This window comes from Streptomyces sp. NPDC047061, from assembly GCF_040643955.1.
Classification (GTDB): domain Bacteria; phylum Actinomycetota; class Actinomycetes; order Streptomycetales; family Streptomycetaceae; genus Streptomyces.
Window position 1 is genome coordinate 39,624 of sequence record NZ_JBEYVI010000022.1, and the last position, 26,046, is coordinate 65,669.

Annotated in this window: 26 protein-coding genes; 17 read left to right on the plus strand and 9 right to left on the minus strand. The window is 70.3% G+C overall.

Translation table 11 applies throughout. The features are described from left to right. Positions 1 to 36: 36 nt before the first annotated feature. From ABZ887_RS28160 to ABZ887_RS28175, 4 genes are read right to left on the minus strand one after another with little or no spacing between them, the layout of a single operon-like run. Entirely contained in the window at positions 37 to 1,569 is a 1,533-nt protein-coding gene (locus tag ABZ887_RS28160; RefSeq protein WP_361294725.1) for a glycosyl hydrolase family 28 protein, read from the minus strand. A gap of 33 nt (positions 1,570 to 1,602) precedes the next feature. Continuing rightward, the gene (locus tag ABZ887_RS28165) at positions 1,603 to 2,466 is read right to left on the minus strand and encodes a carbohydrate ABC transporter permease (RefSeq protein WP_361294728.1); all 864 of its coding nucleotides are present in this window, start codon (positions 2,464 to 2,466) and stop codon (positions 1,603 to 1,605) included. Next, complete coding sequence (locus ABZ887_RS28170) at positions 2,463 to 3,461, minus strand: sugar ABC transporter permease (protein ID WP_361294731.1); 999 nt, start codon at positions 3,459 to 3,461, stop codon at positions 2,463 to 2,465. The genes ABZ887_RS28165 and ABZ887_RS28170 overlap by 4 nt, the downstream gene beginning before the upstream one ends. Next, the gene (locus ABZ887_RS28175; protein WP_361294734.1) at positions 3,458 to 4,807 is read right to left on the minus strand and encodes an extracellular solute-binding protein; all 1,350 of its coding nucleotides are present in this window, start codon (positions 4,805 to 4,807) and stop codon (positions 3,458 to 3,460) included. Before ABZ887_RS28175 ends, ABZ887_RS28170 begins: the two co-directional genes overlap by 4 nt. A 330-nt stretch (positions 4,808 to 5,137) precedes the next feature. On the opposite strand from ABZ887_RS28175, the gene ABZ887_RS28180 reads away from it, so the two are divergent. The 6 genes from ABZ887_RS28180 (at position 5,138) to ABZ887_RS28205 (ending at position 11,380) form a co-directional block, all read left to right on the plus strand. Further along, positions 5,138 to 6,466, plus strand: a complete 1,329-nt coding sequence (locus ABZ887_RS28180; RefSeq protein ID WP_361294737.1) for an extracellular solute-binding protein — start codon at positions 5,138 to 5,140, stop codon at positions 6,464 to 6,466. Positions 6,467 to 6,479: 13 nt separating this feature from the next. Continuing rightward, positions 6,480 to 7,364, plus strand: a complete 885-nt coding sequence (locus ABZ887_RS28185; RefSeq protein WP_361294740.1) for a sugar ABC transporter permease — start codon at positions 6,480 to 6,482, stop codon at positions 7,362 to 7,364. Further along, the gene (locus tag ABZ887_RS28190; RefSeq protein ID WP_361294743.1) at positions 7,364 to 8,269 is read left to right on the plus strand and encodes a carbohydrate ABC transporter permease; all 906 of its coding nucleotides are present in this window, start codon (positions 7,364 to 7,366) and stop codon (positions 8,267 to 8,269) included. Before ABZ887_RS28185 ends, ABZ887_RS28190 begins: the two co-directional genes overlap by 1 nt. Then, the gene (locus tag ABZ887_RS28195) at positions 8,266 to 9,879 is read left to right on the plus strand and encodes a family 43 glycosylhydrolase (RefSeq protein ID WP_361294746.1); all 1,614 of its coding nucleotides are present in this window, start codon (positions 8,266 to 8,268) and stop codon (positions 9,877 to 9,879) included. The genes ABZ887_RS28190 and ABZ887_RS28195 overlap by 4 nt, the downstream gene beginning before the upstream one ends. A 199-nt stretch (positions 9,880 to 10,078) precedes the next feature. Beyond that, positions 10,079 to 11,143: a substrate-binding domain-containing protein gene (locus ABZ887_RS28200; protein ID WP_361294749.1), complete on the plus strand. Its 1,065-nt coding sequence runs from the start codon at positions 10,079 to 10,081 to the stop codon at positions 11,141 to 11,143. Between the two features lie 30 nt (positions 11,144 to 11,173). Further along, positions 11,174 to 11,380 (plus strand): hypothetical protein, encoded by a 207-nt coding sequence (locus ABZ887_RS28205; RefSeq protein ID WP_361294752.1) that lies wholly within the window; start codon positions 11,174 to 11,176, stop codon positions 11,378 to 11,380. A gap of 110 nt (positions 11,381 to 11,490) precedes the next feature. Here the strand turns inward: ABZ887_RS28205 and ABZ887_RS28210 are convergent, their stop codons facing one another. The 3 genes from ABZ887_RS28210 to ABZ887_RS28220 all read right to left on the minus strand — a co-directional run bounded on the left by ABZ887_RS28210 (position 11,491) and on the right by ABZ887_RS28220 (position 13,440). Further along, entirely contained in the window at positions 11,491 to 11,736 is a 246-nt protein-coding gene (locus ABZ887_RS28210; RefSeq protein WP_361294755.1) for a hypothetical protein, read from the minus strand. Further along, positions 11,733 to 12,599, minus strand: a complete 867-nt coding sequence (locus ABZ887_RS28215) for an isocitrate lyase/PEP mutase family protein (RefSeq protein ID WP_361294758.1) — start codon at positions 12,597 to 12,599, stop codon at positions 11,733 to 11,735. The genes ABZ887_RS28210 and ABZ887_RS28215 overlap by 4 nt, the downstream gene beginning before the upstream one ends. 274 nt (positions 12,600 to 12,873) lie before the next feature. Further along, positions 12,874 to 13,440: a membrane lipoprotein gene (locus ABZ887_RS28220; protein WP_361294761.1), complete on the minus strand. Its 567-nt coding sequence runs from the start codon at positions 13,438 to 13,440 to the stop codon at positions 12,874 to 12,876. Positions 13,441 to 13,557: 117 nt separating this feature from the next. On the opposite strand from ABZ887_RS28220, the gene ABZ887_RS28225 reads away from it, so the two are divergent. Then, the gene (locus ABZ887_RS28225; RefSeq protein WP_361294764.1) at positions 13,558 to 13,956 is read left to right on the plus strand and encodes a VOC family protein; all 399 of its coding nucleotides are present in this window, start codon (positions 13,558 to 13,560) and stop codon (positions 13,954 to 13,956) included. Here the strand turns inward: ABZ887_RS28225 and ABZ887_RS28230 are convergent. Beyond that, positions 13,942 to 14,616 (minus strand): helix-turn-helix domain-containing protein, encoded by a 675-nt coding sequence (locus ABZ887_RS28230; protein WP_361294767.1) that lies wholly within the window; start codon positions 14,614 to 14,616, stop codon positions 13,942 to 13,944. The genes ABZ887_RS28225 and ABZ887_RS28230 overlap by 15 nt on opposite strands. A gap of 160 nt (positions 14,617 to 14,776) precedes the next feature. Beyond that, positions 14,777 to 15,922 (minus strand): YihY/virulence factor BrkB family protein, encoded by a 1,146-nt coding sequence (locus ABZ887_RS28235; protein ID WP_361294770.1) that lies wholly within the window; start codon positions 15,920 to 15,922, stop codon positions 14,777 to 14,779. 127 nt (positions 15,923 to 16,049) lie between these two features. Between ABZ887_RS28235 and ABZ887_RS28240 the strand changes: the two genes are divergently transcribed. From ABZ887_RS28240 to cysD, 10 genes are all read left to right on the plus strand, one after another. After that, entirely contained in the window at positions 16,050 to 17,687 is a 1,638-nt protein-coding gene (locus ABZ887_RS28240) for an acyl-CoA dehydrogenase family protein (RefSeq protein WP_361294773.1), read from the plus strand. A 434-nt stretch (positions 17,688 to 18,121) separates the two neighbouring features. After that, positions 18,122 to 19,399 carry a GAF domain-containing protein gene (locus ABZ887_RS28245; protein ID WP_361294776.1) on the plus strand — a complete coding sequence of 426 codons (1,278 nt, stop codon included), beginning with the start codon at positions 18,122 to 18,124 and terminating at the stop codon, positions 19,397 to 19,399. A 184-nt stretch (positions 19,400 to 19,583) separates the two neighbouring features. Further along, positions 19,584 to 20,918 (plus strand): hypothetical protein, encoded by a 1,335-nt coding sequence (locus ABZ887_RS28250; protein WP_361294779.1) that lies wholly within the window; start codon positions 19,584 to 19,586, stop codon positions 20,916 to 20,918. A 112-nt stretch (positions 20,919 to 21,030) separates the two neighbouring features. Further along, entirely contained in the window at positions 21,031 to 21,621 is a 591-nt protein-coding gene (locus tag ABZ887_RS28255; protein ID WP_361294782.1) for a GNAT family N-acetyltransferase, read from the plus strand. 92 nt (positions 21,622 to 21,713) lie between these two features. Continuing rightward, positions 21,714 to 21,797, plus strand: a complete 84-nt coding sequence (locus tag ABZ887_RS28260; protein ID WP_309500612.1) for a putative leader peptide — start codon at positions 21,714 to 21,716, stop codon at positions 21,795 to 21,797. Between the two features lie 127 nt (positions 21,798 to 21,924). Next, positions 21,925 to 23,622 (plus strand): nitrite/sulfite reductase, encoded by a 1,698-nt coding sequence (locus tag ABZ887_RS28265; RefSeq protein ID WP_361294785.1) that lies wholly within the window; start codon positions 21,925 to 21,927, stop codon positions 23,620 to 23,622. Beyond that, positions 23,619 to 23,798: a hypothetical protein gene (locus tag ABZ887_RS28270; protein ID WP_361294788.1), complete on the plus strand. Its 180-nt coding sequence runs from the start codon at positions 23,619 to 23,621 to the stop codon at positions 23,796 to 23,798. Before ABZ887_RS28265 ends, ABZ887_RS28270 begins: the two co-directional genes overlap by 4 nt. Then, positions 23,795 to 24,505: a phosphoadenylyl-sulfate reductase gene (locus ABZ887_RS28275; RefSeq protein WP_361294791.1), complete on the plus strand. Its 711-nt coding sequence runs from the start codon at positions 23,795 to 23,797 to the stop codon at positions 24,503 to 24,505. The genes ABZ887_RS28270 and ABZ887_RS28275 overlap by 4 nt, the downstream gene beginning before the upstream one ends. Further along, positions 24,502 to 25,110 (plus strand): adenylyl-sulfate kinase, encoded by a 609-nt coding sequence (cysC, locus tag ABZ887_RS28280; protein WP_361294794.1) that lies wholly within the window; start codon positions 24,502 to 24,504, stop codon positions 25,108 to 25,110. The genes ABZ887_RS28275 and cysC overlap by 4 nt, the downstream gene beginning before the upstream one ends. After that, complete coding sequence (gene cysD, locus ABZ887_RS28285; RefSeq protein ID WP_361294796.1) at positions 25,107 to 26,045, plus strand: sulfate adenylyltransferase subunit CysD; 939 nt, start codon at positions 25,107 to 25,109, stop codon at positions 26,043 to 26,045. The genes cysC and cysD overlap by 4 nt, the downstream gene beginning before the upstream one ends. The last annotated feature ends 1 nt before the right edge of the window (position 26,046 follow it).

Below are 26,046 nucleotides of genomic sequence, written 5' to 3' on the forward strand. Positions count from 1 at the left end.
GACAACCTCTCCCGGCCCTTCCAGCGGAGCGCTTCGTCATGACGCCGCGGCCGCCTCGGCCTCGGCGGTGGTGAGGAACTTCAGGTTGGTGACGTGCTCGTTGTAGAACCACTGGATCGCGTCAGTGGTGTAGTACCAGCTCGGCTTCTTCATGGAGTCGGCGATGACGACACCGTTGATCACCAGGTTCTCGAAGGTGACGTTGGTGATGGCGTGGTCGGCGTCGTAACCGAGGAACAGGGACGGGTTGGAGTGTGTGCCCGTGTAGCTGAGGTTCTTGACGTAGACGCCGTCGATGCCGCGGCCGACCGAGGTGTTGTACTTCGTGTTGTACATGACCTTCATGTAGATGACCTGGCCCCAGCGGAAGTCCTCGATCCGGACGTCCTCGATGCGGACGTTCCTGATCAGGTTGGAGTCGCCGGGGTTGAGGGCGATGCAGCCCTGGTAGTTCATCTGGGGTTCGCGGTGGTCGAGGATGTCGATGTTGCGGATGACCAGGTTCTCGATGGTCTCCGGGGCGTCGCTGTTGCCATGCGTGCCGATGTTGATCGGGTGGGCGACGTCGGCCCAGAGCGAGCAGTTCTGCACGGTGATGTTCCGGGTGTCGCCGTAGTAGTCCCAGCGGTGGGCGTAGATCGCGATGCAGTCGTCGGAGTTGCGCAGGAAGCAGCCGTCGACGATGACGTCGCTGGAGGAGAAGATGTCGATGCCGTCGCCGTTGCCCCTGGAGCTGAAGCCGCGGACCTTCTTGATGTGCACGTTCTGGGCCTCGCCGAGGGTGGCGATGTAGTTGCCGGGGTTCATGATGATGACGTCCTCGACCCGGATGTTCTTGCTGCCCTCGCAGAGCACGCCTTGTCCGGAGCTCGCCCAGATCGTGCCGTGGCCCTTGAGGGCGGCCTTCTCGACGTCCTTGAAGTAGACGGTGGCCTTGAGGACGGCGCCGCCGGCGAGGTAGACGGTCTTGCCGCTGGGGACGGTGAGGACTCCGCCGGTGACGGTCTGCACGCCGGGGCCGAAGTAGATGACGTCGGGGTCGTCGGCGGCCGGGGTGTGGTGCTCGATCCGGTTGGTGATGACGTGCAGGCAGTCGAAGATCTCGTCGTTGATCTGGACGACCAGGTCCTTCGGCTCGTCGAGGGTGAACCGCATCGTGTCGCCGAGGAGTTCGGGCGTGATGCCGTACGAGTCGGGTCTCACCCGGGCCTTGGTGGTGCCGCCCTTGAGGTAGGTCACCTCGACCTCGACGGAGCACTGGAAGTCGAAGTACACCATCGAGGAGTTGTAGACCTTGCCGGAGCCGGTGGTGGCGTTGATCTCCTCCAGCTGCGGCCGGTAGATGTCGAGGGTCTGCCAGTCGCCGTCGGGGGCGGTGCGGACCCGGACCTGGAAGCTGGTGTTGGTCGGTACGGCCGACGGGCGGGGGTAGGTGACCAGCTTCGGACGGGACCCGGCGCCGTCGTCGGCGTGGGCGGCGGTGGCGGTCAGGCCGCCGGAGAGGCCGGCGGCGAGCACGGTGGCCCCCGCGGCCTGCAGGGCGGTCCGGCGGGAGAAGGGCGCGGTCATGCGTGACTCCTTGCAACGGGTGTGCGGGGCGGGCTACTTGAGGCCGGACGTCGACAGGCCGGCGACGAAGCCGCGCTGGGCGACCAGGAAGACCAGCAGGATGGGGACGACGTACATCACGGAGGCGGCGGCCTGGAGGTTGGTGATGGGGGTGCCGGCCGAGGAGACGTAGGTGGTCATCACGGCGACGGCGAGGGTGGAGCGGTCGGTGGAGAGCAGGAGCTGCGGCGCGATGTAGTCGCCCCAGGTCCAGGTGAAGGCGATGACGAAGCTCGCGGAGAGCACCGGCCAGGACTGCGGCAGGAAGATCCGCCAGAACATCCCGGCGTAACCGCAGCCGTCGACGATGGCCGCTTCCTCCAGTTCGCGGGGCAGTCCGGCGAAGAACTGCCGGAAGAGGAAGACCAGGTAGGGGGCGGAGGACAGGCCCCACAGCACCCAGGGCCAGTAGGTGTCGACCATGCCGAGCTTGGCGAAGATCAGGTAGGTCGGCAGCAGGGTGATCATCTGGGGCAGCATCATCGAGCCGATGAGGATGCCGAACAGCGCCTTCTTGCCGGGTGCGGTGAGCCGGGCGAAGCCGAAGCCGACCCAGGCGGAGCTGAGGGTGACGAGGGTCGCGTAGATCGTGGCGATGATCAGGGAGTTGCGGGCGTAGCCGAGGAAGTCGATGAGGCGGTAGGCGTCGGCGAAGTTGTGCCACTGGAAGTGGGCGGGCAGCCAGTGCACGGGGGCGGCGGCCAGTTCGGCGGGAGCCTTGAGGCCGGTGAGGACCAGCCAGCCGAACGGGCCGAGGAACAGGCCGGTGACGACGACGAGGACCGTGTAGAGGACGAGGCGGTTGACGCGTATCCGCACGCGGGCCGGAGACTTGGGGTGCACGCTGGTGGCGGTCACTTCTTCGCCTCCGGGTCGACGTTGTAGAACACCACGCCGGAGGTGAATTTGAAGATGAGTCCGGTCGCGATGAGGATCAGGACGAAGAGCACCCACAGCAGTGCGGAGGCGTATCCGTAGCGGCCGAGCGCGAAGTACTCGGAGAACACGTGGATCATGTACGTGTAGTTGGACTGGGGGATCGTGGTCAGGCCGCCCGTGGTGGCGAGCGGGGCCAGCAGCATCGGCATGATGGTCTGCACCGAGGCGATCACCCCGGTCACGGTCTGGAAGAGCAGCACCGGCGACAGCAGCGGCACGGTGATGCTGCGGAAGGTCCGCCAGGCGCTCGCCCCGTCGATACGGGCCGCCTCGTGGAGTTCGCGGGGCAGGTCCTGGAGCCCCGCCAACGAGATGATCATGATGTTGCCGGCCGCCCAGAGGACCGTCATGACGAGCACGTAGCGTGCGTACGGATCCGCCAGCCAGCCGATCGCGTCGAAGCCGAAGAAGGTCAGGACGCCGTTGGCGGCACCCGAGTTCTGGTCGAAGAGGTTCTTGAAGGCGATGCCCGCGCCGACCGGCGGGACCACGGCCGGCAGGTAGAGCAGGGTGCGGAAGAGCCCGCGGCCCCTGACCGGGCGGTTGACCAGGACGGCGAGTGCGAGCCCGGCGACGATCGACAGCGGCACCGAGAGCAGCGCGAACAGACCTGCCCGGCCCAGTGCGTCCCAGGTGGTCGAATCGCCCATCAGCTCGCGGTAGTTGCCGAGGCCGACGTAGTGCCAGTTCGGGGAGATGCCGTCGTACGTCGTGAAACTCAGCCACAGCGCGTAGGCCATCGGGGTGATGGTCAGCAGCGCGAACCCGATGATCCAAGGGGAGGTGAACATGTAGAAGGCGCGGTGCCTGCGGACCGTCATCGAGGGCCCGGTGCGCTCGGCGGACCCGGCCCGGCCGGCGCCCGTGGTCGACCTCGGCCGGTCCGCGACCGAGGAGACCTGATCGACGGTCATCCCACTTGCTCCTTACCGCGTTTGAGCTGCTGGTTGATGGTCGAGTTCAGGTGTCCGGCGAGGCTGCCGACGGACATCTCGCCCTTCATCGCGGGCGTGGCGACCTGGTTGAAGAGCGCCTCGAAGGCGTCCCCCGAGATGTACGGCGACAGGGAGACCACCGAGAAGTGCCTGAGCTCGTTCTCCTGTGCCCGCAAGGTCCGTTTCTGGTAGTCCTCCTTGGCCGGCATCAGCGGCCGCAGGGACTTCAGGGTGGGGATGCCCCAGCCGCCGGCGGCGCGTGCCTTGGCCGGTGCCTCGCCGAAGAACCACTCGAAGACCCGCCACGCGGCGTCCTTGTTCTTCGCCTTCCTCGGCATCCACAGGCCGGTGCCGCCCTGGCAGGCGCTGATCCGCGGGCCGCCCGCGAAGACCGGGGCGGGAGCGAGCCGGGAGACCTGTGCCAGCTTCCTGTCGGTGCCGATCATGCCGCCCATCCAGTAGCCGGAGTTCGACATGGCCAGCCGTCCGGCCTGGTAGGTCGGCCCGTCCCAGCCGTTGGGGTCGGGCAGGACCGGGCTGGGTCCGACCCTGAGCCTGCAGTAGTCGATGTACCAGGCCAGCGCCTTGCGGGCCTCGGGGGTGGTGAAGTCGACCCTGGAGAAGTCGTCGCTGAAGAGGCTGCCGCCGGCGGAGGCGGTCATGGTCGCCATGAGGGTGAGCTTGACCAGGCCGTTGTAGCTGCCGCCGAAGACGGTGGTCTGACCCTTCGAACGCTGTGCGAGCTGCTTGGCATCGTCGAGCCACGCGTCGAAGGTGATCGGCTCGGTCTCCGACGGGTAGGCGACGTTCCTCTTGTCGAAGGCGGCGGTGTTGAACCAGAACATGGAGTCCTGGGAGAAGTCCTTCGCCATGCCGTAACGGGGGCCCCTGCCCTGGACCTTGCCGTCGTAGCGCCACAGGTCGTTGACGGGATCCAGGTCGTCGAGCCGGAGGACGCTGCTGGCGGCGAAGTAGTCGTCCAGCTCCTGCATCACGTCCCGGGCCGCGAAGTACGCCGCGTCCACGGCACCCACCCCGCGCACCAGGTCCGGCGGGCTGCCGCTGGTGAGCATCGCGATCAGCTTGGTGATGTCGTAGTCCACCCGCTCGATCGTGACGCCGGTGTCCCTCTTGGCCTGCTTGACCAGGTCGGGGCTGAGGTCGTCGGCCTTGACCATCATGGTGACGGTCTCGCCCGAGCTGCCGACCCCGGTGGACACCTGGAGCGCACAGCCGCCGAGCGACGCGGCGCCGGCCGCGGCACCCGCCGCCGACAGGGCGAGAAAACGGCGCCGGCTGACCGGGGCACGGGCGTGCGTCTGCATGAACTACCCACTCTCTGAAGGGAGGTGACCGGATGTCGGCTCGGTTGGCAACCGGTTGCTATGAGCGGTGAGGGGAGCTTCAACCCGTACGGGAGCACCGTCAAGAGGCGCGACGGACTTTCGAAAACCCTTCAGCGGCAACCGGTTGTTCTTGCGTACCGGTTGCTGCTCACGGACCGTTCGACCGACCGCACGTCGAAAGATTCCGACTCATACCCCTTGCTGGGAGCGGCCGAGCCGTCCTACTGTCCCGTGGAAACCGGTTTCTAAGGCACTGCCGAGCCGCCGCCCTCCTCGCCGAGAGCGCCCACCTCCGAAGGAACACGGTCAATGAACTCCACCAGGTTGGTCCGCGCCGCGATCGCGGGCCTCGCGCTGACAGGTCTGCTCTCCGCCTGCGGCGGATCGGACTCCGGCTCCGGCGGCTCCGATGCGGCCTCCGGCCCGGTCACGCTGCCCTTCTGGGGCTGGGCGAACGGCCAGGACGCCGTGGTGAAGGCGTTCAACGCCGCCCACAAGGACGTCCGGTTGAAGTACACGAAGGTCACCGACCAGCTGACCATGCAGAAGCAGCTCACCAACGCGGTGAAGGCCGGCAACGCGCCGTGTCTGGTGCAGAACACCGCCGAGTACGTGACGAGTTGGGTCGCCCAGGGCGCCCTCGCCGACATCACGCAGTACGTCGGATCCGCCAAGGACAAGTTCAACTCCGGTTCCTGGTCGGCCGCACAGGTGCAGGGCAAGCTGTACGGCGTCCCCACCAGCTCCGCGCCGAACTTCACCATCTACCGCACCGACGTCTTCCAGAAGTACGACCTCAAGGCCCCCACCACCTGGGACGAGTTCATCGCCGCGGGCAAGACGCTCAAGAAGCACGGCGTCAAGATCACCAACTTCGCCGGTGAGGACCCCAGCACCCTCGAAGTGCTCGCCATGCAGGCCGGCGCCCACTGGTACGCCATCAACGGCGACTCCTGGAAGGTGGACTTCCAGGACGCGGGCACCCTGAAGGCCGCCGACGTGATCCAGCAGATCATCGACAACGGCCTCGACTCCACGCTGTCCTTCGCCGACTACGCGGCCGTGCAGCGCAACTACGACAACGGCGGCACCGCGACCCGGCAGATCTCCACCTGGCAGATGGCCGGGATGGTGCAGAACTTCACCAAGTCCTTCGGCAAGTGGGCGCTGGCCCCCTGGCCGACGTTCACCGGCGAGGCCGCGAAGACCCCGGCCGGCACCAACCTCACCGGCAGCGTCACCCTCGTCACCAAGCAGTGCGCACACCAGCAGCAGGCCGCCGAGGCCGCGCTGTGGATGTCCACCGACTCCGGCGCGGTGAAGACGATGGCCAGCCCGACCACCGGCAACGGCGTGATGCCGGCCCTCGCCGACAGCAACGCCTACGTCGACGAGGCGATCTCCCAGAAGCTCCTCGGCTCGAACTACGACCCGGCGAAAAAGGTCGTCACCGACAGCCTGAACACGGTCACCACCGACTGGACCTTCGGCCCCGACTGGACCGCCATGTTCACGGAGCTGCAGAGCGGCTGGGCGAAGGTGGTCAGCAAGCAGCAGAAGGTCACCGACCTCCTCGCCCACATGCAGCAGTGGACGGTCGCCGACCTCAAGTCCCGCGGCATCAGCGTCGAGGGCTGAGGCGGGCGCCCGGATGGTCCGCTCCCAGCGCTGGAAGGGCGCCGCCTTCACGGTGCCCTTCCAGCTCGGCTTCGTCTTCCTCTACCTGATCCCGATCGGGTACGCCGGCTACGAGTCGCTGTACCGCTCCCGGTCCTCCGGCCTCGGCCTGGGCGGCACCACCGACGAGTTCTCGGGCCTGGCCAACTACCACCAGGGCCTGACGGACCCGGCGTTCCTCGACTCGGTCCTGCGCGTGCTGCTGTTCGCCTGCGCCCAGATCCCCGTGATGCTGCTGATCAGCCTGCTCCTCGCGCTCTTCCTGGACACCCTGACGTCCCGGGCGGCAAGCCGATTCCGCATCCTGCTCCTGGTCCCGTACATGATCCCGGGAGTGGTCGCCGCACTCGTCTGGATCAACCTCTACAGCCCGGACGTCGGCCCCCTCACCCCCCTGGGCAAGGCGTTCGGCCTCGACTGGAACTTCTTCGCGCCGTCGATGGTGTGGCCGTCCATCGGCAACCTGCTGACCTGGCACGGCATCGGCTACAACATGGTGATCATCTACTCGGCGCTGCAGGGCGTGCCGCGTGAACTCTTCGAGGCGGCGCGGCTGGACGGCGCCTCGGAGCGCCGTATCGCGCTGAGCATCAAAGTCCCCTACGTGCGCGGCGCGTTGGTCCTCACCGGCATGCTGTCGATCATCCAGATGCTCCAGATCTTCAACGAGCCCGCCCTGTTCCGGAACGTCACGCCCCAGACGGTGAGCGACAGCTTCACCCCGATCATGGTGATCTACAACCAGGCGTTCAACGCGGGCAACTACCACTACGCGGCCGCCCTTTCGGTCCTGCTGGCCCTGATCCTCGGCGTCGCCTCCTTCCTCTTCTACCGGCTGACCGCGAAGGAGGCCGACTGATGGCACTCACCGAGGAGCGCACCAGGACCCACTCCGTCCGCCGCATCAACAAGCCCGATCCGGCGGCCCGTTCACGAGGCGGCCAGCGCTTCCTCCTGGTCGGCCTGGCCCTGGCGAGCGCGTACAGCCTCTTCCCGGTCTGGTGGCTGGTCGTCGCCGCGACGAAGGACCGCACCGCCCTCTACCAGAGCAACGGCCTCTGGTTCTCCGGCTGGCACCTCTGGACCAACCTGCACCAGCTGTTCACCTACGAGAACGGCATCTTCCTGCGCTGGACCGCCAACTCCTTCCTCTACGCCGGAGTCGGCTCCCTCGGCGGCACGCTCATCGCCCTCGCCACCGGCTACGGTCTGGCCCGCTTCCAGTTCCCCGGCCGCGACCTGGTCTTCGCCTGCGTGGTCGGTTCCTTCCTGGTCCCGATCGCCCTGCTCACCCTCCCCCTCTATCTCCTCTTCTCGAAGATCGGCCTGGTGGACACCCCCTGGGCGATGCTGATCCCCTGCCTGATCAACCCGTTCAGCGTCTACCTGGCGAAGGTCTACACCGAGGCCACCGTCCCCTACGAGCTCCTCGAAGCCGCCCGCATCGACGGCGCGGGCGAACTGCGCATCTTCTTCTCCATCGTCCTGCGCATGATGACCACCGGCGGCGCCACGGTCTTCCTGCTGGCCTTCGTCAACACCTGGAACGCCTTCTTCCTCCCCCTCACCGTGCTCCGCGGCGAACAGAACTGGACCCTCAACCTGGGCCTGTACAACTGGTCCGGCAAACGCCTGGAATCCGGCGTCGACCTGACCGGCCTGGTCCTCACCGGCGCCCTGCTCTCCATCGTCCCGATGGCCGTCATGATGATCGCGATGCGCCGCTACTGGCGCTCCGGAGTCACCCTGGGAGCCCTGAAGTGACCGAGCTCCGCAACCCGGTGATCCGCGGCTTCGCCCCCGACCCCTCCCTGGTCCGCGCCGGCGACTGGTACTACGTCGCCAACAGCTCCTTCGAGTGGTTCCCGACGATCCCGATCCACCGCTCCCGCGACCTGGCCCACTGGGAGTACGCGGGCCACGTCGAGGGCGCGGCCCCCGGCGGCTCCCTGGCCGGCGTCCCCGACTCGGGCGGCATCTGGGCCCCGTCCCTGAGCTGGGACGGGGAACGCTTCTGGGTGACGTACTGCGTCGTCCGCTCGGTCGGCACCCCGTACTTCGACGCGGACACCTACGTCAGTACGGCCACCGAGGTGTCCGGCCCCTGGAGTCCCCCGCGCCGCGTCCCGAGCCACGGCTTCGACCCCGCGCTCCACCACGAGAACGGCCACCTCTGGCTCCTCAACCTCCAGAACGACCACCGCCCGGGCGGCCGGCGCTTCGCGGGCATCGTCGCCACGGAACTGGACCGGGAGACGCTCACACCCGTCGGCACCACCCACCTCCTCCTCCAGCACGACCGGCTGATCGAGGGCCCGAAGCTGCTGAGGCGGGACGGCTGGTACGTCCTGGTCCTGGCCGAGGGCGGCACGGGCTTCGAACACGGGGTACGGGTGGCCCGCAGCCGCGACCTCACCGGCCCGTACGACCTCGACGAACGCCCCATGCTGACGACGAGGGACAACCCGGAGTGGCCGTTACAGAAGGCGGGACACGCGGAGTTGGTGGAGACGCCGGAGGGCGAATGGTTCCTCAGCCACCTGACGGCACGCCCTCTGAAGACGTCGAAGGGCCTACGGTGCCCACTGGGCCGCGAGACGGCGATCCAGGCGGTGACCTGGGACGCAGAGGGCTGGCCGAGACTCCGGCACGGGGATCACCATCCGGCGGTCACAGTGAAGATGCCTCAGCACGAGCGCCCCTTCAGGGGCGCGGGGAACTGCGCGACCAGCCCCCACAGCCCCGCACCCGACAACGCACCCCCCTACTACACCCTCCGCTCCCCGGCAGGCCCCTCCTGGATCGACCCTGTCACTCACCCCGGCTGGCTACGCCTCCGCGGCCACCACGGCCCCGACTCCCTCTGGTCCCACCACCTCCTGGCCCGCCGCATCACCGAACACCACACCGAGGCCCAGGTCACCCTCCAGGCGACCCCGACCACCTTCGCCCAGTCCGCCGGCCTGCTCCTCTGGTACAACACCTCGGCCTACTACGCCCTGGACCTCACCTGGTCGGAACCGGAAGGCGAAACGCAGCACGGCCAGCAGTGGCAGCACACGGGCCGGACCGTGCTCGCGCTGACCGGCCGCGACGAAACCGAGACCCGGACACTGGCCGTCATGGACATCGAGACAGCCACCCCCCTCACCCTCGGCGTCACGGTGCACCGCGCCGACGCCCAGTTCTGGCACCTCACCGGCGACACCCGCTCCCCCATCGGCCCGCCCCTCGACTTCACCCGCCTCTCCGACGACCACGGCTCCCGCCTCCGCTTCACCGGCGCAATGGCGGCAATCCACGCCGTAGACCTCGTCGACGCCTCTTTCACCGCGGACTTCACAGATTTCCGAGTCATCTGCACACCCGCCTAAAACGACCACCTCTGTTCGAAGTTTCGAAAGTCCGGAACCCGCTGATCCCGTGAATTCCCAGGTCTTCACGCCGAGTTGACGCGCACCTATCGTAGGAAGCGCTTACTGCACGGCTTGCGCACAGACCGCGGAAGCAGCGTTGGTCGCAACTTTCGTTACTTTCGTTGGCCCAAGGGCGGGCCGGAGAGGCGGGTTCCCCATGGTCCGTGCCGGAGGTACGAGCGTGGCGGCGGCCGGTCCGACGCTGGCGGTGGTGGCCCGCGAGGCGGGCGTCTCCGTACCGACCGCGTCGAAGGTGGTGAACGGCAGGGACGACGTGGCCCCCGAGACCCGCCGCCGGGTCACCGAGGCCCTCGAACGGCTCGGCTACGTCCGCAGACCGCGGTTCGACGCGACGAAGGCACCCGCACTGATCGACCTGGTCGTGCAGGCGCTGGACAGCTCGTGGTCGGGGGCGGTGCTGCACGGGGTGGAGGAGGCGGCGTACGAGGCGGGTCTCGAGATCGTGGTGTCGGCGGGGCCGGCCCGGACCCGGGCGGGCCGCCCGGAGCGCGGCTGGCTGGACAAGCTCACCGCACGCGGCTCGTCCGGGGTGCTGTTCAACCTGGCCGAGCTGACCCAGGCGCAGTACGCCTGGCTGGACCACCACCGCATCCCGTACGTACTGATCGACCCGGTCCACGAGCCCCCGGCGGGCGTGGTCTCCGTCGGGGCGGCGAACTGGCAGGGCGGGGTCACCGCCACCGAGCACCTGCTGGCCCTCGGCCATGAGCGGATCGCGGTGATCGCCGGCAACCGGCGCCGGATGTGCAGCGGCGCCCGGGTGGCCGGCTACCGCTCGGCGCTCGCCTCGGCGGGGCTGCGCCATCGGGGCGAGTACGTCCGGCACGCGGCCTTCGACGAGGAGACGGCCCGGCACCGTATGCACGAACTGCTCGACCTGCCGGAGCCGCCGACCGCCGTGTTCGTCTGCTCGGACCGGATGGCGCTCGGGGTGTACGCGGCGCTGGCCGAACGCGGGCTGCGGGTGCCGGCGGACATCAGCGTGGTCGGCTTCGACGATCTGCCCGAGGCGCGCTGGGGGACCCCCGCGCTGACCACGGTCCGCCAGCCGTTGTCGGAGATGGCGGCGACGGCGCTGCGGCTGCTGGTGCGGCTGATGCACGGGGACCGTCCGGAGGGCACCCGGACGGAGCTGTCGACCAGACTGGTGGTGCGGGCCAGCACGGCGGCCCCGCCTGCCCGTTCGGACCTACGAGGGTGACCGCACCCACCTCAAGATCGTTTCCAGGGCATGAATCCCACCCTGCGCACCGCGGCGGCCTGTGCCCTGGCCGCAGCCGCCGTGACCACGGCCCTGGGCACCGCCCGGGCCACGACCCTGACCCTCGCCCCGGCCCGGCACCACGCCACGGTGGCCGTGCCGGCGGCCGACGAGCACGACCCGAAGGAGGACGTGGAACTGGACGAGAACGGCCGTCCGGACCTGAACGAGGACTGAGGCGGAACGCCCCGTCAGGGGCGCCGGGGGTCCCCCGGCCGAAGGCTGGGGGGAGGGACTGCGGGTCCAGCCACGACGGACCCGCAGTTCCCCGCCGGCAGGCCGGTCGCTCAGTCGTCGTCGTCCTGGCGCGGCTCCCCGAGCATCGCCTGGATCGCGTCCACGGCGCTGCCGTCGTGGTCGCTGCCCGCCGTGCCCCTGCCGGCCTGGATGTTCGCCGTGCGGTCCACCTCCAGGATGGAGTCCGCGTTGGAGTTGTCCAGCACGGTGATCAGGCTGCCGGCCGCGTGCGCGGGCGCCACGGCCGCGCCGAGCAGCGCCGCCGTGAGGGCCGCGGCGGTCCGCAACCGGGTCACACGCCCACGCCCTCGGGCTCGTCGAGCCGCTCGCGGGCGATGTTCCGCTCCAGCAGGGTGGTGGAGGCCTTGACGCCGACACCACTGGCCGCGTCGACCTGCGGCAGCCGGCCGTCCGCGGACTTCAGTTCGCTCAGCGCCGAGTCCATCGCCTCGTGCGCGGCGAACAGACAGGGCGTGGAGTAGATCGCGACGTCGACGCCGAGGTCGTCCAGCTCGGTGAGCGAGAGGCGGGGCGACTTGCCGCCGGCGATCTGGTTGAAGAGCAGCGGCTTGTCGCCGACGACCTTGCGGATCCGGCGGATCCACTCCTCGCTGCGCACCCCGTCGACCAGGATCACGTCGGCGGCGGTGGCGGCGAGCCGCTCCGCGCGGTGCAGGATGTCGTGCTCGTCGGTGGCGTCCGTGCGGGCCACGACGACCAGGTCCTGGCGGGTCTCCAGGACCTTCTCCAGCTTGTCCAGGTACTCCTCCAGGGGCAGCACCTGCTTGCCGTCGGCGTGCCCGCAGCGGCGCGGCCGTTTCTGGTCCTCCAGGATCACCCCGGAGGCACCGATCCGCTCCAGCCCCTCGACGACGTGGCAGGCGACCTCGGGGTCGACGTACCCGTCGTCGATGTCGACGAGGAGGTGGTGGTGCGGGAACGCGCCCCGCAGCCGCTGGACGAAGGCCACCATGTCGGGCCAGGCGATGAATCCGATGTCGGGCAGGCCGTAGTACGAGGCGGCGAAGCCGAAGCCCGATACGAACATCCCGTCGTAGTGTTTGGCCGCGATAGACGCCGAGTACATGTCGTACACGCCGATCAGCGGGGTGGTCCCCGGCCCGGCGATCTGCTCGCGCAGCTTCTTCCCGTAAGTCAAGGTCCGGCTCCTCCTGTGGGTGGGTGGCGCGGGGGCACAGCTCGGCTCCCGCGTCTCGACGCCCTTTGCCAAGACAAGAGCATCTCTAGGTACGCACGTGACTATCTCCGTGCGCGACCTTTACTCACCCCAATGGCGGATCCGGTTCACCGGAGAAACGTCACTGGACCAGCCGTGCGGCCGAGGCGACACCCCCGTACAGGTGGGCCGGGAAGCCGGAATCCCGGCGCTTCTCCCGGGCGTGACCACGGGTTGCGCAGAACACCCGTTCGGCTCACAGGCCCGGCGTCGGCACGCTGTTGTCGGGCGGGCCGCCGTCCCCGTTGGTCGGCAGGTCGCCGCGCTGCACCGGTTCGCCGTCGGTGAAGGCGGGGTCGGGGGCGGGCAGCAGGGTGTCGAGTTCGCCGGCGGTGGGGCGGTGGACGGCGCGCAGCGCCTTGCCCAGCACCGCGCCGGAGACCCCGCCCTCGCCCTCCAGCCACACCACGCAGTCCTTCTCCACCACCTCGTACTTGTGCTGCCCGGCGTAGCGCAGATGATCGGTGTAGAGGTGGATGACGGCGCCGGTCCGGTCCGTGTACGCGGCGGAGAAGCCGTCGTCGCCCTGTACGCCGACGGACTGCTGGGCGAGGGTGAAGCCCGGCGCGGCGGTGACGTAGACCAGCTCCGGGGCCATCCCCAACGCCTTGGCCTTGGCGGCCAGTTCGGCCTGGTCGGCGGGGGCGGTGCCGGCGTCCGCGGGAGCGCCGGAGTCTGCGGAGCCCGCCTTCTCGGTGCCGCAGCCGGTGAGCAGGGCGGCGGCGAGGAGCAGGGGCGGCAGGACGCGCACGGCACGGATCATGCGCTCATCGTGCCGCACAGGCGTTCCACAGGGGGACCGGTTTTCCTCCCGCCCGGAGGAGGCCGGTGCGTCCGATTCCTTCAAGACCGACGCCCGGAACCCGCCTACGGTGACGGCATGACTCCACGATTCGCCGTGATCGGCCTCGTCACCTCCGACCTGGCCGCGTCCCTCGCCTTCTACCGCCGCCTCGGCCTGGTCTTCCCGCCCGGCGCCGAGGAACAGCCGCACGTCGAGGCCGAGTTGCCGGGCGGCCTCACCCTCGCCCTGGACACGGAGGAGACGATCCGCTCCTTCCACCCGGCCTGGCACCCGCCGGCCGGCGGCGGCCGGGTGGCACTCGCCTTCCGCTGCGACTCGCCCGCCAAGGTGGACGCGCTCTACGACGACCTGGTGGGCGCCGGCCACCACGGCGAACTCAAGCCGTGGGACGCGTTCTGGGGCCAGCGGTACGCCACGGTGCACGACCCCGACGGCAACGGCGTCGACCTGTTCGCCCCGCTACCCGCCGAGTAGCCCGGTCAGCGGCAGACCCGCCAGCTCCCGTACGTCCCGGGCGAGATGAGGCTGGTCCGCGTACCCCGCCCGGACCGCGGTCTCCGCGAGCGGCACCCCGGCCCGGGCGAACGCGAGCGCCCGCTGCAGCCGCAGCACCCGGGCCAGCGTCTTGGGCCCGTAGCCGAAGGCGGCACGGCTACGGCGATGCAACTGACGTGCACCGAGGCCGAGTTCGTCGGCGACGGCGGCGACGGGGCGCCCCGCGCCCAGGGCTTCGACCAGCGGCCGCAGCGACGGGTCGCAGGGCAGCGCCCGTTCCAGGGCGATCTCCTCCAGCGCGCCGGCCGGATCACCCGCGCCCGCGACCCGGTCCCGCAGCCGCCGCACGTCGGCGACCGGCCACAGGTCACTCAGCTCGACCCGCTGATCGAGCAGCGCGTACCCCGGCACACCGAGCAGGGCGGGGGCGGTACCGGGATAGAAACGAAGGCCCACCCACACCCCCCTGGCGCCCTCGGTGAGGTAGGCCCGTGTATCGGGCCCGGCGACCAGCAGCCGCCCCTCGTTCCAGAGCAGATCCATGCACCCGTCGGGCAGCACCCGCCCGGCACCGCCCCCGTCGGGCCTGTTCACCCAGACGACCGCACCGGGAACCCGAGAAGCCCGCTCCTTGTACACATACGCCAGCGTAGACGCGTCCCTTCAGGGGCAAGGGGGGCCACGTTCGACATGCCGGCGAGATCGCGCCCCGTAAGGGGCGCGGGGAACTGCGCGAGCAACCACCCACAACCCGCACCCCGCCGAAAACCCCACCTCGACTGCGAAACCGCCTCGGCCCTCAAGCCTCCGGCTTCCGCGGCGGCGGATGGCTGCTCTTCACATGCGTACGCAGCCGCGCACTGACATCCTCCGGCGGCAGGAACCGGGACCAGCGCTCGGGGAACTCCGACGGCATGTCGGGGTCGTCGGGGTCCCCCGGGTCGGCCTCCCGCGCCGCGGCCGCGCGGGCCACGTACTCGGCGACCTGGGCCTCCCGCAGCCGCTCGTTGGCGGCGCGCGCCGCGGCCGTCGCGGCGGCCGGCCAGACCCGGTCGATCGCGGCGTTCACGGCGGCGCCGACCAGCACGGCGAAGGCCGAGACGCCGATCCACAGGAGCACCGCGACGGCCGCGGCGAGCGAGCCGTAGATCGTCGCGCCCTCGATCGTGTGGGTCAGGTAGATACGCAGCAGGAAGCTGCCGAGGACCCACATGGCCAGGGCGACCAGGGCGCCGGGGACGTCCTCGACCCACGGCGAGCGCACCGGCACGGAGACGTGGTACAGCGTGGTCAGGAAGACGACGGACAGGACGATCACGACCGGCCAGTACAGGACCTGTACGAGCGTCTCCGACCAGGGCACGACCCCGACCACCGCGTCCGGTCCGGCCACCATCAGCGGCAGCGCCACCGAGCCGATCAGCAGCGCGGCGATGAAGAGCAGGAAGGAGACGATCCGGGTCTTCACGATGCCCCGGACGCCGTCGAGGCCGTACATCACCGTGATCGTGTCGATGAAGACGTTCACCGCGCGGGAGCCCGACCACAGGGCGAACAGGAAGCCGATGGAGATGACGTCGGGGCGGCCGCCGCGTACCACGTCGTGCAGGATCGGCTCGGCGATCTCCTTCACGCCCTTGTCGGACAGGACCGTGCGGGAGGCGTCCAGGAGGTTGGCCTCCAGGCTCGCGATGGTGTGGGCACCGGTCCAGGCGTCGACGTAGCCGAGCAGTCCGATGAGGCTGAGCAGCAGCGGCGGGACCGACAGCAGGGTGAAGAAGGCGGCCTCGGCGGCCAGCCCGAGGATGCGGTACTCGATGCAGGAATTGGTGGTGTCCTTGATCAGCAGCCAGGCCGTCCTGCGCTTGGAGACGTTCCGGTAGAGGGCTCTGGCCCGGTGGAGCCGGCCGGAGGGCCGCTCGGGAGTATCGCTTGCTGGCTGCACGCCCTAACGGTATCCGCCGTCCGGGGCCGTCCTCACCTCACGGGGCCCCGGCCGGGGCGGACGCGATGGGCGGGGCCGCTGTGTCACGCTGGAGACCACCGCCGCCGCCCCGGGTAGGTTCGCAGACATGGCAGGCAACACCACGCATACCGTGAGCAACCAGCCGCCTCCGCTGGCCGGATACGACCTCTTCACCACCGACCGGGCGCTCGTCGAGGCCGTCGAGCGGCACACCGACCCCGGGCTGCTCGGCGTGGTGCGCACCGAGCTCTCGGAGATCGGCGCCTCGGCCGGTTCGGCGCAGGTGCAGGAGTGGGGGACACAGGCGAACGAGCATCCGCCGCGGCTGCGCACCCACGACCGCTACGGCCACCGGATCGACGAGGTCGAGTTCCATCCCGCCTGGCACCGGCTGCTCGGCAAGGGCGTCGGCGCGGGCCTGACCACCGGCTGGGTCCGGCCGTCCGGGCATGTCCGGCGGGCCGCCGCCTTCCTGGTCTGGACCCAGGTCGAGGCCGGCAACTGCTGCCCGCTGTCGATGACCAACGCGGCGGTGCCCGCGCTGCGCACCGACCCGGAGCTGGCCGCCGTGTGGGAGCCGCTGCTGACGTCCACGGTCTACGACCGCGAACTGCGGCCCGCGGCGCGGAAGGCCGGCGCCCTGTTCGGCATGGGCATGACGGAGAAGCAGGGCGGCAGCGACGTACGGGCGAACACGACCACCGCCGCCCCGCTCGCCGAGGCCGGGACGTACACCCTCACCGGACACAAGTGGTTCTGCTCGGCACCCATGTCGGACGGCTTCCTGGTGCTGGCCCAGGCGCCGGCCGGCCTCACCTGTCTCCTCGTGCCGCGCGTCCTGGCGGACGGTACCCGCAACGTCTTCCTCCTCCAGCGGCTCAAGGACAAGCTCGGCAACCGGTCCAACGCGTCGGGCGAGGTCGAGTTCGACGGGACCTGGGCGCGACGGGTGGGCGAGGAGGGGCGCGGGGTGCGGACCATCATCGAGATGGTCGCCGCGACCCGGCTGGACTGTGTGCTGGGCTCGGCGGGGCTGATGCGGCAGGCGGTGGCGCAGGCCGTGCACCACGCCACGCACCGCGAGGCGTTCGGCGGGCCGCTGGCCGACAAACCGCTGATGCGCAACGTGCTGGCCGACCTCGCGATCGAGTCGGAGGCGGCGACCGCCCTCGCGCTGCGGCTGGCCGCCGCCTACGACGACGGCGGCGAGTCCGAACGGGCTTTGCTCAGGCTGGCCCTGCCGGCCGCCAAGTACTGGGTGACCAAGCGCTGCGCACCGCTCGTCGTGGAGGCCGCGGAGTGCCTGGGCGGCAACGGCTACGTGGAGGAGTCGGGGCTGCCGCGGCTGGTCCGCGAGTCCCCGCTCAACTCCGTCTGGGAGGGCGCCGGCAACATCCAGGCCCTGGACGCGCTGCGCGCCCTGCACCGCGAACCGGGCGCACTGGACGCCTACCTCCAGGAGATCGGCCGGGCGCACGGCGCCGACCACCGCCTGGACCGCGCGGTCAAGGACCTCTTCTCCGAACTGGCCGACCTGGAGGGCATGGAGGCCCGAGCCAGACGCCTGGTGGAACGCCTGGCCACAGTCCTCCAGGGCTCCCTGCTGGTCCGCTTCGCACCGCCGGAGGTGGCAGACGCCTTCTGCGCATCGAGGCTGGGCAACGACTGGGGTTCAAGCTTCGGCACCCTGCCGAGCAGCCTGGACCTCACGGCGGTAGTGGACCGATCCCGGGTGACCTTCTGAGATCCGGGACTTGCCCTACCTATAGGGGCGCGGGGCTGTATCAATGTGCGGCTCCGCCGCGTGGGCGCGAGCAACCCCCCACAACCGTCAGCCGCCAACGCACCGCAAGCCGCACCCCCTGCCGCGACGGCCAAGGCGCCGCCGGCGGGGGTGGTGCTGCGCCGACACGGCACCACCCCCACCTCTTCGGCCCATGTCAGGCCTCCGACGCCGTGGCGTCGGCTCAAGTTTCGGCCACCCCCGGCCCGTTCACCAGGGTTGCAAGGGGTTGCAACATATCGGTGACTGTGTGCGGACTGTGTGCCTCCGGCACCGGAAAACGGCAGTATAAGACGCGCAGTCGGACCGGAAACCGCCGCCCGGACGGCTTGACAGCGACTCATCGATGCCTTTTTCGAGGCGTATCCGGGAGGACCTCTGTGGGGAACCCGCCGATGGACGTGGCGCGACTCGCCGCGAAGGACGCGGCGCAGGCGGCGCGGGTACTGAACGAGGTGCGCGAGGCCAGACTCGCCGGACAGCGTGGGCGGGTCTCGCCCCGGCCGGTGATCGAACAGTCCTGGGGACGGATGCTGCGCAGCGGCGTCGACCCGGACCACGACTTCCGTTCGGGGCTGCTGTCCGCCGAGGAAGTCCGGCGCAGACGCGAGGAGTCACCACTCAAGGACGTGCTGCCGGTGCTGCGCGAGGGGCTGCTTTCGGTCGCGGACGTCGCCCAGCACATCATGGTGGTGGCGGATGCCGACGGCCGGGTGCTGTGGCGGGAGGGTTCGTCGCCGGTGCTGCGCAAGGCGGACGGGCTGGGCTTCGAACTCGGCGCCGACTGGCGGGAAGACGTCGTCGGGACCAACGGGGTCGGCACCCCGGCGGTGGAGCGCAGGCCCGTACAGGTGTTCGCCGCCGAGCACTTCGTCCGCTCGCATGTCTCCTGGACGTGTTCCGGCGCCCCGATCACGGACCCCCGGGACGGCAGCCTGCTCGGTGTGGTGGACGTCAGCGGCCCGCTGGAGACGATGCATCCGGCCACCCTGGCCTGGGTGAACTCGGTGGCGAAGCTCGCCGAGGCCCGGCTGCGGGAGTTGCACCTGGACGCGCTGGAGCGGCTGCGGGCGGTCGCGGCGCCGGTGCTGGCCCGGCTCGGCGGGCGGGCGGTGGTGGTGGACGCCGACGGCTGGACCGCGGCGGTCACCGGCATGCCGTACCCGCGGCGGCTCTCCCTGCCCAAGTCGCTGTCGCCGGGCCGCCGGTGGCTGCCCGCGCTCGGACTGTGCGCGGTGGAGCCGCTGGCCGGGGGCTGGCTGCTGCGGGCGGTGGACGAGCCGGCGCCGGTGGGCGGCGGCCGGCTCGTGCTCGACCTGGCCAGGCCGCGCCGGCCCTCCATGACGGTCGGCGGCGGTGCGAGCTCGTGGTCCCGTGAACTCAGTCCCCGGCATGCCGAGTTGCTGTACCTGCTGGCGGTGCGGCGCGCCGGGCGCAGCGCGGCCGGGCTGGCCGAGGACGTCTTCGGGGACGCCTCGCGGACCGTGACCGTACGCGCCGAGATGTCCAGGATCCGGCGGTATCTCGGGGCCCTTCTCGAACACCGGCCGTACCGCTTCCGCGACGACGCCGAGATCGAGGTGCTGCTCCCCGACGATCCGCGCGACCTGCTGCCGTACTCGACCGCGCCGGTCGTGGCGGCGGGCCGGACGCCGGGCCTCCGGCCCGGATGAGTGTCCTCGCTCCCGGACTTATTTAACGCATCCGGGGCATCGGGGGAGGTATCTTCCGCATATTTGCGGGGTCTTCGAGGTACGGCGACTCCGGCTGCCGTAGCATCCCGGTACGGGCCTCCCCACCTGCTCCTTGGTCAACGCTCGGACCATGAGGCGCAGTTGGCCCGCCTCGGGAGGACACATGAAGCATCGCGGCAGACACCGACGGCGCAGACGGGGCGCGGCCCTGCGCGCAGCCCTGGCCGGGACCGCGCTGGCGCTCACCGCGACGGCCACGATCGTCAGCGCCTCGCAGGCCACGGTCGCCGAGGACCCCGGCGCGCTCAAGCCACTGACCTCCACCACCGACATCGCTCCGCTGCAGCTCCAGGAACACCTCGTACCGCGCCGCTCACTGGACCGGCTCGCCTCCGCGATGGGCGGCACGGTCGGGGTCGCCGACGTGCTGGCCGAGGCCGACCACACCCTGCGCAGGGCGGCCGACTGCGACTCCGACGACCGGGACTCGCTGCCGGTCACCCCGGCCGCCACCGAGGCGTACTGCTGGGACCCCACCGACACCCTCACCGACGACTGGCAGCCGGCCTCGGTGACCACCTCCTCGGAGGCCGACGACGACGGCCTGTGGGGCGCCAACCGGGTCGTCCTGGCCGGCTGGACGCACAGCACCAGCACCGGCCCCGCCGCCTCCCGGGGCCTGGCCAGGGTCGCGGTGATCAACGCGAACGACCCCGCCCACCCCTCCTACTCCTGGGTCCTGCTGACCGTGCCCAGCGCCGACGGCAGCACCTACCGGGGCCTGACCTCGCAGATCTCCGGGATGGCCTGGTACGAGGACAAGCTCCTGGTCACCACCGCCGAGGGCAGCGCCGACGCGCTCTACGTCTACGACCTCAACCGCATCCAGCGCACCTCGGTGCTCACCGACGCGGTCGGCCGGGTGTCCGGCGGCTGGTCGGCCGACGGCTTCCGGTACGTGATGCCCGCCGTGGGCTCGTACCGCTACTCCGCCGGGGCCTGCTCCCGGACCGGTGCGCCCTGTCCGAGCGCGCTCTCGGTGGACCGGGGGACGGCCCCGGACAGCCTGGTCCTCGGCGAGTGGACGCCCGCCGGCAGCGATCAGCACGCCCGGCTGTGGCGGTACGCGTTCGACGAGAGCCCGAAGCGCGACGGACTGCTCACCACGGACACCTTCGGCCGGGCCGACGCGGTCGAGGCGTACCGGACCGGCGCCTCGGAGATCCGGGGCGTCCTGTCGTACCGGCCGCCGGGCGCGACGGACTCCGAGTGGTACGTGGGGCATCTGCCCGGCGCCATGGACGGGCACGGCAGTCTGTGGCGGCAGGACTCCAAGGGTGCCCGTGCGGCCGGGTGCGGCTCGGACGCCTCGCACCGCTGCTGGGGCGAGGACACCGGCTCGCTCTCCTACGCACCGGACACGGGCGAGGTGTGGTCGGTCACCAACCGCATGCTGTTCTCGGTCCCGCTGCGCTCGATCGACGCGTCGCTCGGATGACGACCGCCGGCGCGTCGGCAGCCGCCGTCGGCGCGTCGCCGGACCGGCCGTCGGCGCGTCGCTCCGGCGGCGGCTGTCGACATGTCCGGGGCCGGGATGATTGCCTGGCCCCATGAGCAGCATCGTCGTGACCACCTGGTCCCTGGAGCAGACCTCCGCGGCCGGCCTCCTGCCCGCCGCCGTCCCGGGCGGCGACACGGTCGAGGTCGTCCGCTCCGAGGTCCCCTCCCCCGAGTTCAGCCGCTTCCTGTACGCCTCGGTCGGCGGTGACATCCGCTGGACCGACCGGCTGGGCTGGAGCCACGCCCGCTGGCAGCAGTACCTGGAGCGGCCGGGCGCGGAGACCTGGGTCGCATACGACCGGGGCACCCCGGCGGGCTACATCGAGCTCGACCCGCAGGACGACGGAGTCGTGGAGATCGCCTACTTCGGCCTGATACCGGCGTTCCGGGGCCGCCGCATCGGCGGTCATCTGCTTTCGTACGGCACCGCGCGGGCCTGGGACCTCGCGGAGCGGTGGGACGGGCGGCCGCCGACGAAGCGGGTATGGGTGCACACCTGCAGTCTGGACGGCGAGCACGCGATGGCGAACTATCAGCGGCGGGGGTTCCGGCTCTTCGACACGAAGAGCGCGGAGGAACCGGACGTCTCGGCGCCCGGACCGTGGCCCGGGGCGCACACCACGGCGCGGAACGGGGCGTGACCCAGAACACTCCGTCTCACTATTCAGAATAGATCCGTCCGAATCGCGGACGATGGTGGACTGCCCGGAGATCCGCGTGACACGCTTCCGTCATGTCTGGAACTGGGATTGCCTTGGTGAGTCGGCGGCACGTCGACCTCGGCCGCATGTCCAGCGCCATCTGTCCGGCGGGCTGAGAGCACAGCACCGCCGCGTTTCCCGGTCCGGACCTCCCCCTTGCGCAGTGCCGCGCAGACATGCCCTCGTGCGCCCGTAGGCGCAGTTCAGAGCCGCTTCCCCGCTGTCTGAAGGACGTATATCACCATGGCCGCCACCCCGCAGAACCCTGCTGCCTCCGCGCCCCGCCGCAAGGTGAGCCGTCACCGCGGCGAGGGTCAGTGGGCCATGGGGCACTTCACCCCGCTCAACGGCAACGAGCAGTTCAAGAAGGACGACGACGGTCTCAATGTGCGGACACGCATTGAGACGATCTACTCCAAGCGCGGCTTCGACTCGATCGACCCCAACGACCTGCGCGGACGTATGCGCTGGTGGGGCCTGTACACGCAGCGCAAGCCCGGCATCGACGGCGGCAAGACCGCCATCCTGGAGCCGGAGGAGCTGGACGACGAGTACTTCATGCTGCGGGTGCGGATCGACGGCGGCCGGCTCACCACGCAGCAGCTGCGGGTGATCGGCGAGATCTCGCAGGAGTTCGCGCGCGGCACCGCGGACCTCACCGACCGGCAGAACGTGCAGTACCACTGGATCCGGATCGAGGACGTTCCCGAGATCTGGCAGCGGCTGGAGGCCGTCGGCCTGTCCACCACCGAGGCCTGCGGTGACACGCCCCGGGTGATCCTCGGCTCACCGGTCGCCGGCATCGCCGCCGACGAGATCGTCGACGGCACCCCGGCCATCGACGAGATCCAGCGCCGGGTCATCGGCAACAAGGCCTTCTCGAACCTGCCCCGCAAGTTCAAGTCCGCGATCTCCGGCTCGCCGCTGCTCGACGTGGCGCACGAGATCAACGACATCGCGTTCGTCGGCGTGGACCACCCCGAGCACGGCCCGGGCTTCGACCTGTGGGTCGGCGGCGGCCTGTCCACCAACCCCAAGATCGGCGTCCGGCTCGGCGCCTGGGTCCCGCTGGACGAGGTGCCCGACGTCTACGAGGGCGTCATCTCGATCTTCCGCGACTACGGCTACCGGCGGCTGCGCACCCGCGCCCGGCTGAAGTTCCTGGTGGCCGACTGGGGCGCGGAGAAGTTCCGTCAGGTGCTGGAGGACGAGTACCTGAAGCGGAAGCTCGTCGACGGGCCGGCCCCGGCGCAGCCCGTCGAGCGCTGGCGCGACCACGTCGGTGCGCACCGCCAGAAGGACGGCAACTTCTACGTCGGGTTCGCCCCGCGCGTCGGCCGCGTGGACGGCGCCACCCTGGCGAAGATCGCGGACCTGGCGGAGGCGCACGGCTCCGGGCGGGTCCGTACCACCGCCGAGCAGAAGATGATCGTCCTCGATGTCACGGAGGACCAGGTCGAGTCGCTGGTCGAGGCCCTGGAGGCGCTCGACCTGACCGCCAGGCCGTCCCCGTTCCGGCGCGGCACCATGGCCTGCACCGGCATCGAGTACTGCAAGCTCGCCATCGTCGAGACCAAGGCGCGCGGCGCCTCGCTCATCGACGAGCTGGAGCGCCGTCTGCCGGACTTCGGCGAACCGCTGACCATCAACATCAACGGCTGTCCGAACGCCTGCGCCCGTATCCAGGTCGCGGACATCGGTCTCAAGGGCCAGCTGGTCCTGAACGACGCGGGCGAGCAGGTCGAGGGCTTCCAGGTGCACCTGGGCGGCGCGCTCGGCCTGGAGGCCGGGTTCGGCCGCAAGGTCCGCGGTCTCAAGGTGACCTCGGAGGAGCTGCCGGACTACGTCGAGCGGGTGCTCCGGCGCTTCCAGGCGGAGCGCGAGGACGGCGAGCGGTTCGCCGTCTGGGCGTCCCGCGCCAGTGAGGAGGCCCTCTCATGAGCGAGCGGGCCGCCCCCTTCTACTGCCCCTACTGCGGCGACGAGGACCTGCGTCCGAACGAGCAGGGCCACGGCGCCTGGGAATGCGCGGCCTGCAATCGCGCATTCCAGCTGAAGTTCCTCGGGCTGCTCGCCCGGGGGCTGAAGCACTCCGAAGCTGGAGGGGACCAGATATGACCACGGCTCAGGAAGACCGGACGACCGACGAGCTGAAGGCGCTGGCCGAGCAGGCCGGCCGCGACCTGGAGGACGCCTCCGCCCTGGAGATCCTCCAGTGGGCGGTGGACACCTTCGGCAGGGGCTTCTGCGTGACCTCCTCCATGGAGGACGCGGTGGTGGCCCATCTGGCATCCCGCGTCCAGAAGGGCGTCGACGTCGTCTTCCTCGACACCGGCTACCACTTCCCGGAGACCATCGGCACCCGGGACGCGGTCGAGGCCGTGATGGACGTCAACGTCATCACCCTCACCCCGCGCCAGACCGTCGCCGAACAGGACGCCGAGTACGGCCCCAGGCTGCACGACCGCGACCCCGACCTGTGCTGCAGGCTCCGCAAGGTCCTGCCCCTGGAGCGGGGTCTGACGAAGTACACGGCCTGGGCGACCGGGCTGCGCCGCGACGAGTCCGAGACCCGGGCGAACACCCCGGTCGTCAGCTGGGACGAGAAGCGGCAGAAGGTCAAGATCTCCCCGATCGCCCGCTGGACCCAGGACGACGTGGACGACTACGTCGCAGAACACGGTGTCCTGACCAACCCGCTGCTGATGGACGGCTACACGTCCGTCGGCTGCGCGCCCTGCACCCGCCGGGTCCTCGAGGGCGAGGACGCACGCGCCGGGCGCTGGGCGGGACGGGCCAAGACCGAGTGCGGACTGCACGGATGACGGCCAACGGGCTTTCGACGACCCAGACGCCCCACCAGACGACCCCATCGACGAACCAGGAGAACCACGTGACGACCGGAGCCACCGTCTGGCTCACGGGTCTGCCGAGTGCCGGCAAGACCACCATCGCGTACGAGCTGGCCGCCCGGCTGCGCGAGGAGGGCCACCTCGTCGAGGTGCTCGACGGCGACGAGATCCGCGAGTTCATCTCGGCGGGCCTCGGCTTCAGCCGCGAGGACCGGCACACCAACGTGCAGCGCATCGGCTTCGTCGCCGAGCTGCTGGCCCGCAACGGCGTCAAGGCGCTGGTCCCCGTGATCGCCCCGTACGCGGACAGCCGCGACGCGGTACGCAAGCGCCACGAGGAGAACGGCACCGCGTACGTCGAGGTGCACGTGGCGACCCCGGTCGAGGTGTGCTCCGTACGCGACGTGAAGGGTCTGTACGCCAAGCAGGCCGCGGGTGAGCTGAGCGGGCTGACCGGCGTCGACGACCCGTACGAGGAGCCCGAGACGCCCGATCTGCGGATCGAGTCGCAGCACCAGAGCGTGCAGGAGTCGGCGGCGTCCGTGCACGCCCTGCTGAGCGGGAAGGGACTGGCATGACGACGACCGTGGCGGCTCACGGGGAGGGCACGGGCACCCCGTACGCCCTGTCCCACCTGGATGCGCTGGAGTCCGAGGCGGTCCACATCTTCCGCGAGGTGGCGGGCGAGTTCGAGCGGCCGGTGATCCTGTTCTCCGGCGGCAAGGACTCCATCGTCATGCTGCACCTGGCGCTGAAGGCCTTCGCCCCGGCCGCGATCCCGTTCTCGCTGCTGCACGTGGACACCGGACACAACTTCCCCGAGGTCCTGGAGTACCGGGACCGTGTGGTGACCGCACATGGGCTGCGCCTCCATGTGGCCTCCGTACAGGACTACATCGACCGGGGTGTGCTCAAGGAACGTCCGGACGGCGTCCGCAACCCGCTGCAGACCGTGCCGCTGACCGAGAAGATCCAGAGCGAGCGCTTCGACGCGGTCTTCGGTGGCGGCCGGCGCGACGAGGAGAAGGCCCGCGCCAAGGAGCGGGTGTTCTCGCTGCGCGACGAGTTCTCGCAGTGGGACCCGCGCCGCCAGCGCCCCGAGCTGTGGAACCTCTACAACGGACGGCACGCCCCCGGCGAGCACGTCCGCGTGTTCCCGCTCTCCAACTGGACCGAGCTGGACGTCTGGCAGTACATCGCCCGCGAGGAGATCGAACTGCCGCAGATCTACTTCGCGCACGAGCGCGAGGTGTTCCAGCGCGGTGGCATGTGGCTGACCGCAGGCGAGTGGGGCGGCCCGAAGGACGGCGAGACGGTCGAGAAGCGCCAGGTGCGCTACCGGACCGTCGGCGACATGTCCTGCACCGGCGCCGTCGACTCCGGCGCCGACTCGCTGGACGCCGTGATCGCCGAGATCGCCGCCTCCCGGCTCACCGAGCGCGGCGCCACCCGGGCCGACGACAAGCTCTCCGAGGCCGCGATGGAAGACCGCAAGCGCGAGGGGTACTTCTAAG

Coding starts and splice junctions, on each gene's coding strand:
- ABZ887_RS28275 (WP_361294791.1), top strand. CDS start 23,795: ATGACCACGGCTCAGGAAGACCGGACGACCGACGAGCTGAAGGCGCTG.
- ABZ887_RS28240 (WP_361294773.1), top strand. CDS start 16,050: ATGGCAGGCAACACCACGCATACCGTGAGCAACCAGCCGCCTCCGCTG.
- ABZ887_RS28160 (WP_361294725.1), bottom strand. CDS start 1,569: ATGACCGCGCCCTTCTCCCGCCGGACCGCCCTGCAGGCCGCGGGGGCC.
- ABZ887_RS28255 (WP_361294782.1), top strand. CDS start 21,031: ATGAGCAGCATCGTCGTGACCACCTGGTCCCTGGAGCAGACCTCCGCG.
- ABZ887_RS28170 (WP_361294731.1), bottom strand. CDS start 3,461: ATGACCGTCGATCAGGTCTCCTCGGTCGCGGACCGGCCGAGGTCGACC.
- ABZ887_RS28260 (WP_309500612.1), top strand. CDS start 21,714: ATGTCTGGAACTGGGATTGCCTTGGTGAGTCGGCGGCACGTCGACCTC.
- cysD (WP_361294796.1), top strand. CDS start 25,107: ATGACGACGACCGTGGCGGCTCACGGGGAGGGCACGGGCACCCCGTAC.
- ABZ887_RS28220 (WP_361294761.1), bottom strand. CDS start 13,440: ATGATCCGTGCCGTGCGCGTCCTGCCGCCCCTGCTCCTCGCCGCCGCC.
- ABZ887_RS28225 (WP_361294764.1), top strand. CDS start 13,558: ATGACTCCACGATTCGCCGTGATCGGCCTCGTCACCTCCGACCTGGCC.
- ABZ887_RS28250 (WP_361294779.1), top strand. CDS start 19,584: ATGAAGCATCGCGGCAGACACCGACGGCGCAGACGGGGCGCGGCCCTG.
- ABZ887_RS28180 (WP_361294737.1), top strand. CDS start 5,138: ATGAACTCCACCAGGTTGGTCCGCGCCGCGATCGCGGGCCTCGCGCTG.
- ABZ887_RS28175 (WP_361294734.1), bottom strand. CDS start 4,807: ATGCAGACGCACGCCCGTGCCCCGGTCAGCCGGCGCCGTTTTCTCGCC.
- ABZ887_RS28190 (WP_361294743.1), top strand. CDS start 7,364: ATGGCACTCACCGAGGAGCGCACCAGGACCCACTCCGTCCGCCGCATC.
- ABZ887_RS28205 (WP_361294752.1), top strand. CDS start 11,174: ATGAATCCCACCCTGCGCACCGCGGCGGCCTGTGCCCTGGCCGCAGCC.
- ABZ887_RS28270 (WP_361294788.1), top strand. CDS start 23,619: ATGAGCGAGCGGGCCGCCCCCTTCTACTGCCCCTACTGCGGCGACGAG.
- ABZ887_RS28245 (WP_361294776.1), top strand. CDS start 18,122: ATGGACGTGGCGCGACTCGCCGCGAAGGACGCGGCGCAGGCGGCGCGG.
- ABZ887_RS28265 (WP_361294785.1), top strand. CDS start 21,925: ATGGCCGCCACCCCGCAGAACCCTGCTGCCTCCGCGCCCCGCCGCAAG.
- cysC (WP_361294794.1), top strand. CDS start 24,502: ATGACGGCCAACGGGCTTTCGACGACCCAGACGCCCCACCAGACGACC.
- ABZ887_RS28185 (WP_361294740.1), top strand. CDS start 6,480: ATGGTCCGCTCCCAGCGCTGGAAGGGCGCCGCCTTCACGGTGCCCTTC.
- ABZ887_RS28200 (WP_361294749.1), top strand. CDS start 10,079: ATGGTCCGTGCCGGAGGTACGAGCGTGGCGGCGGCCGGTCCGACGCTG.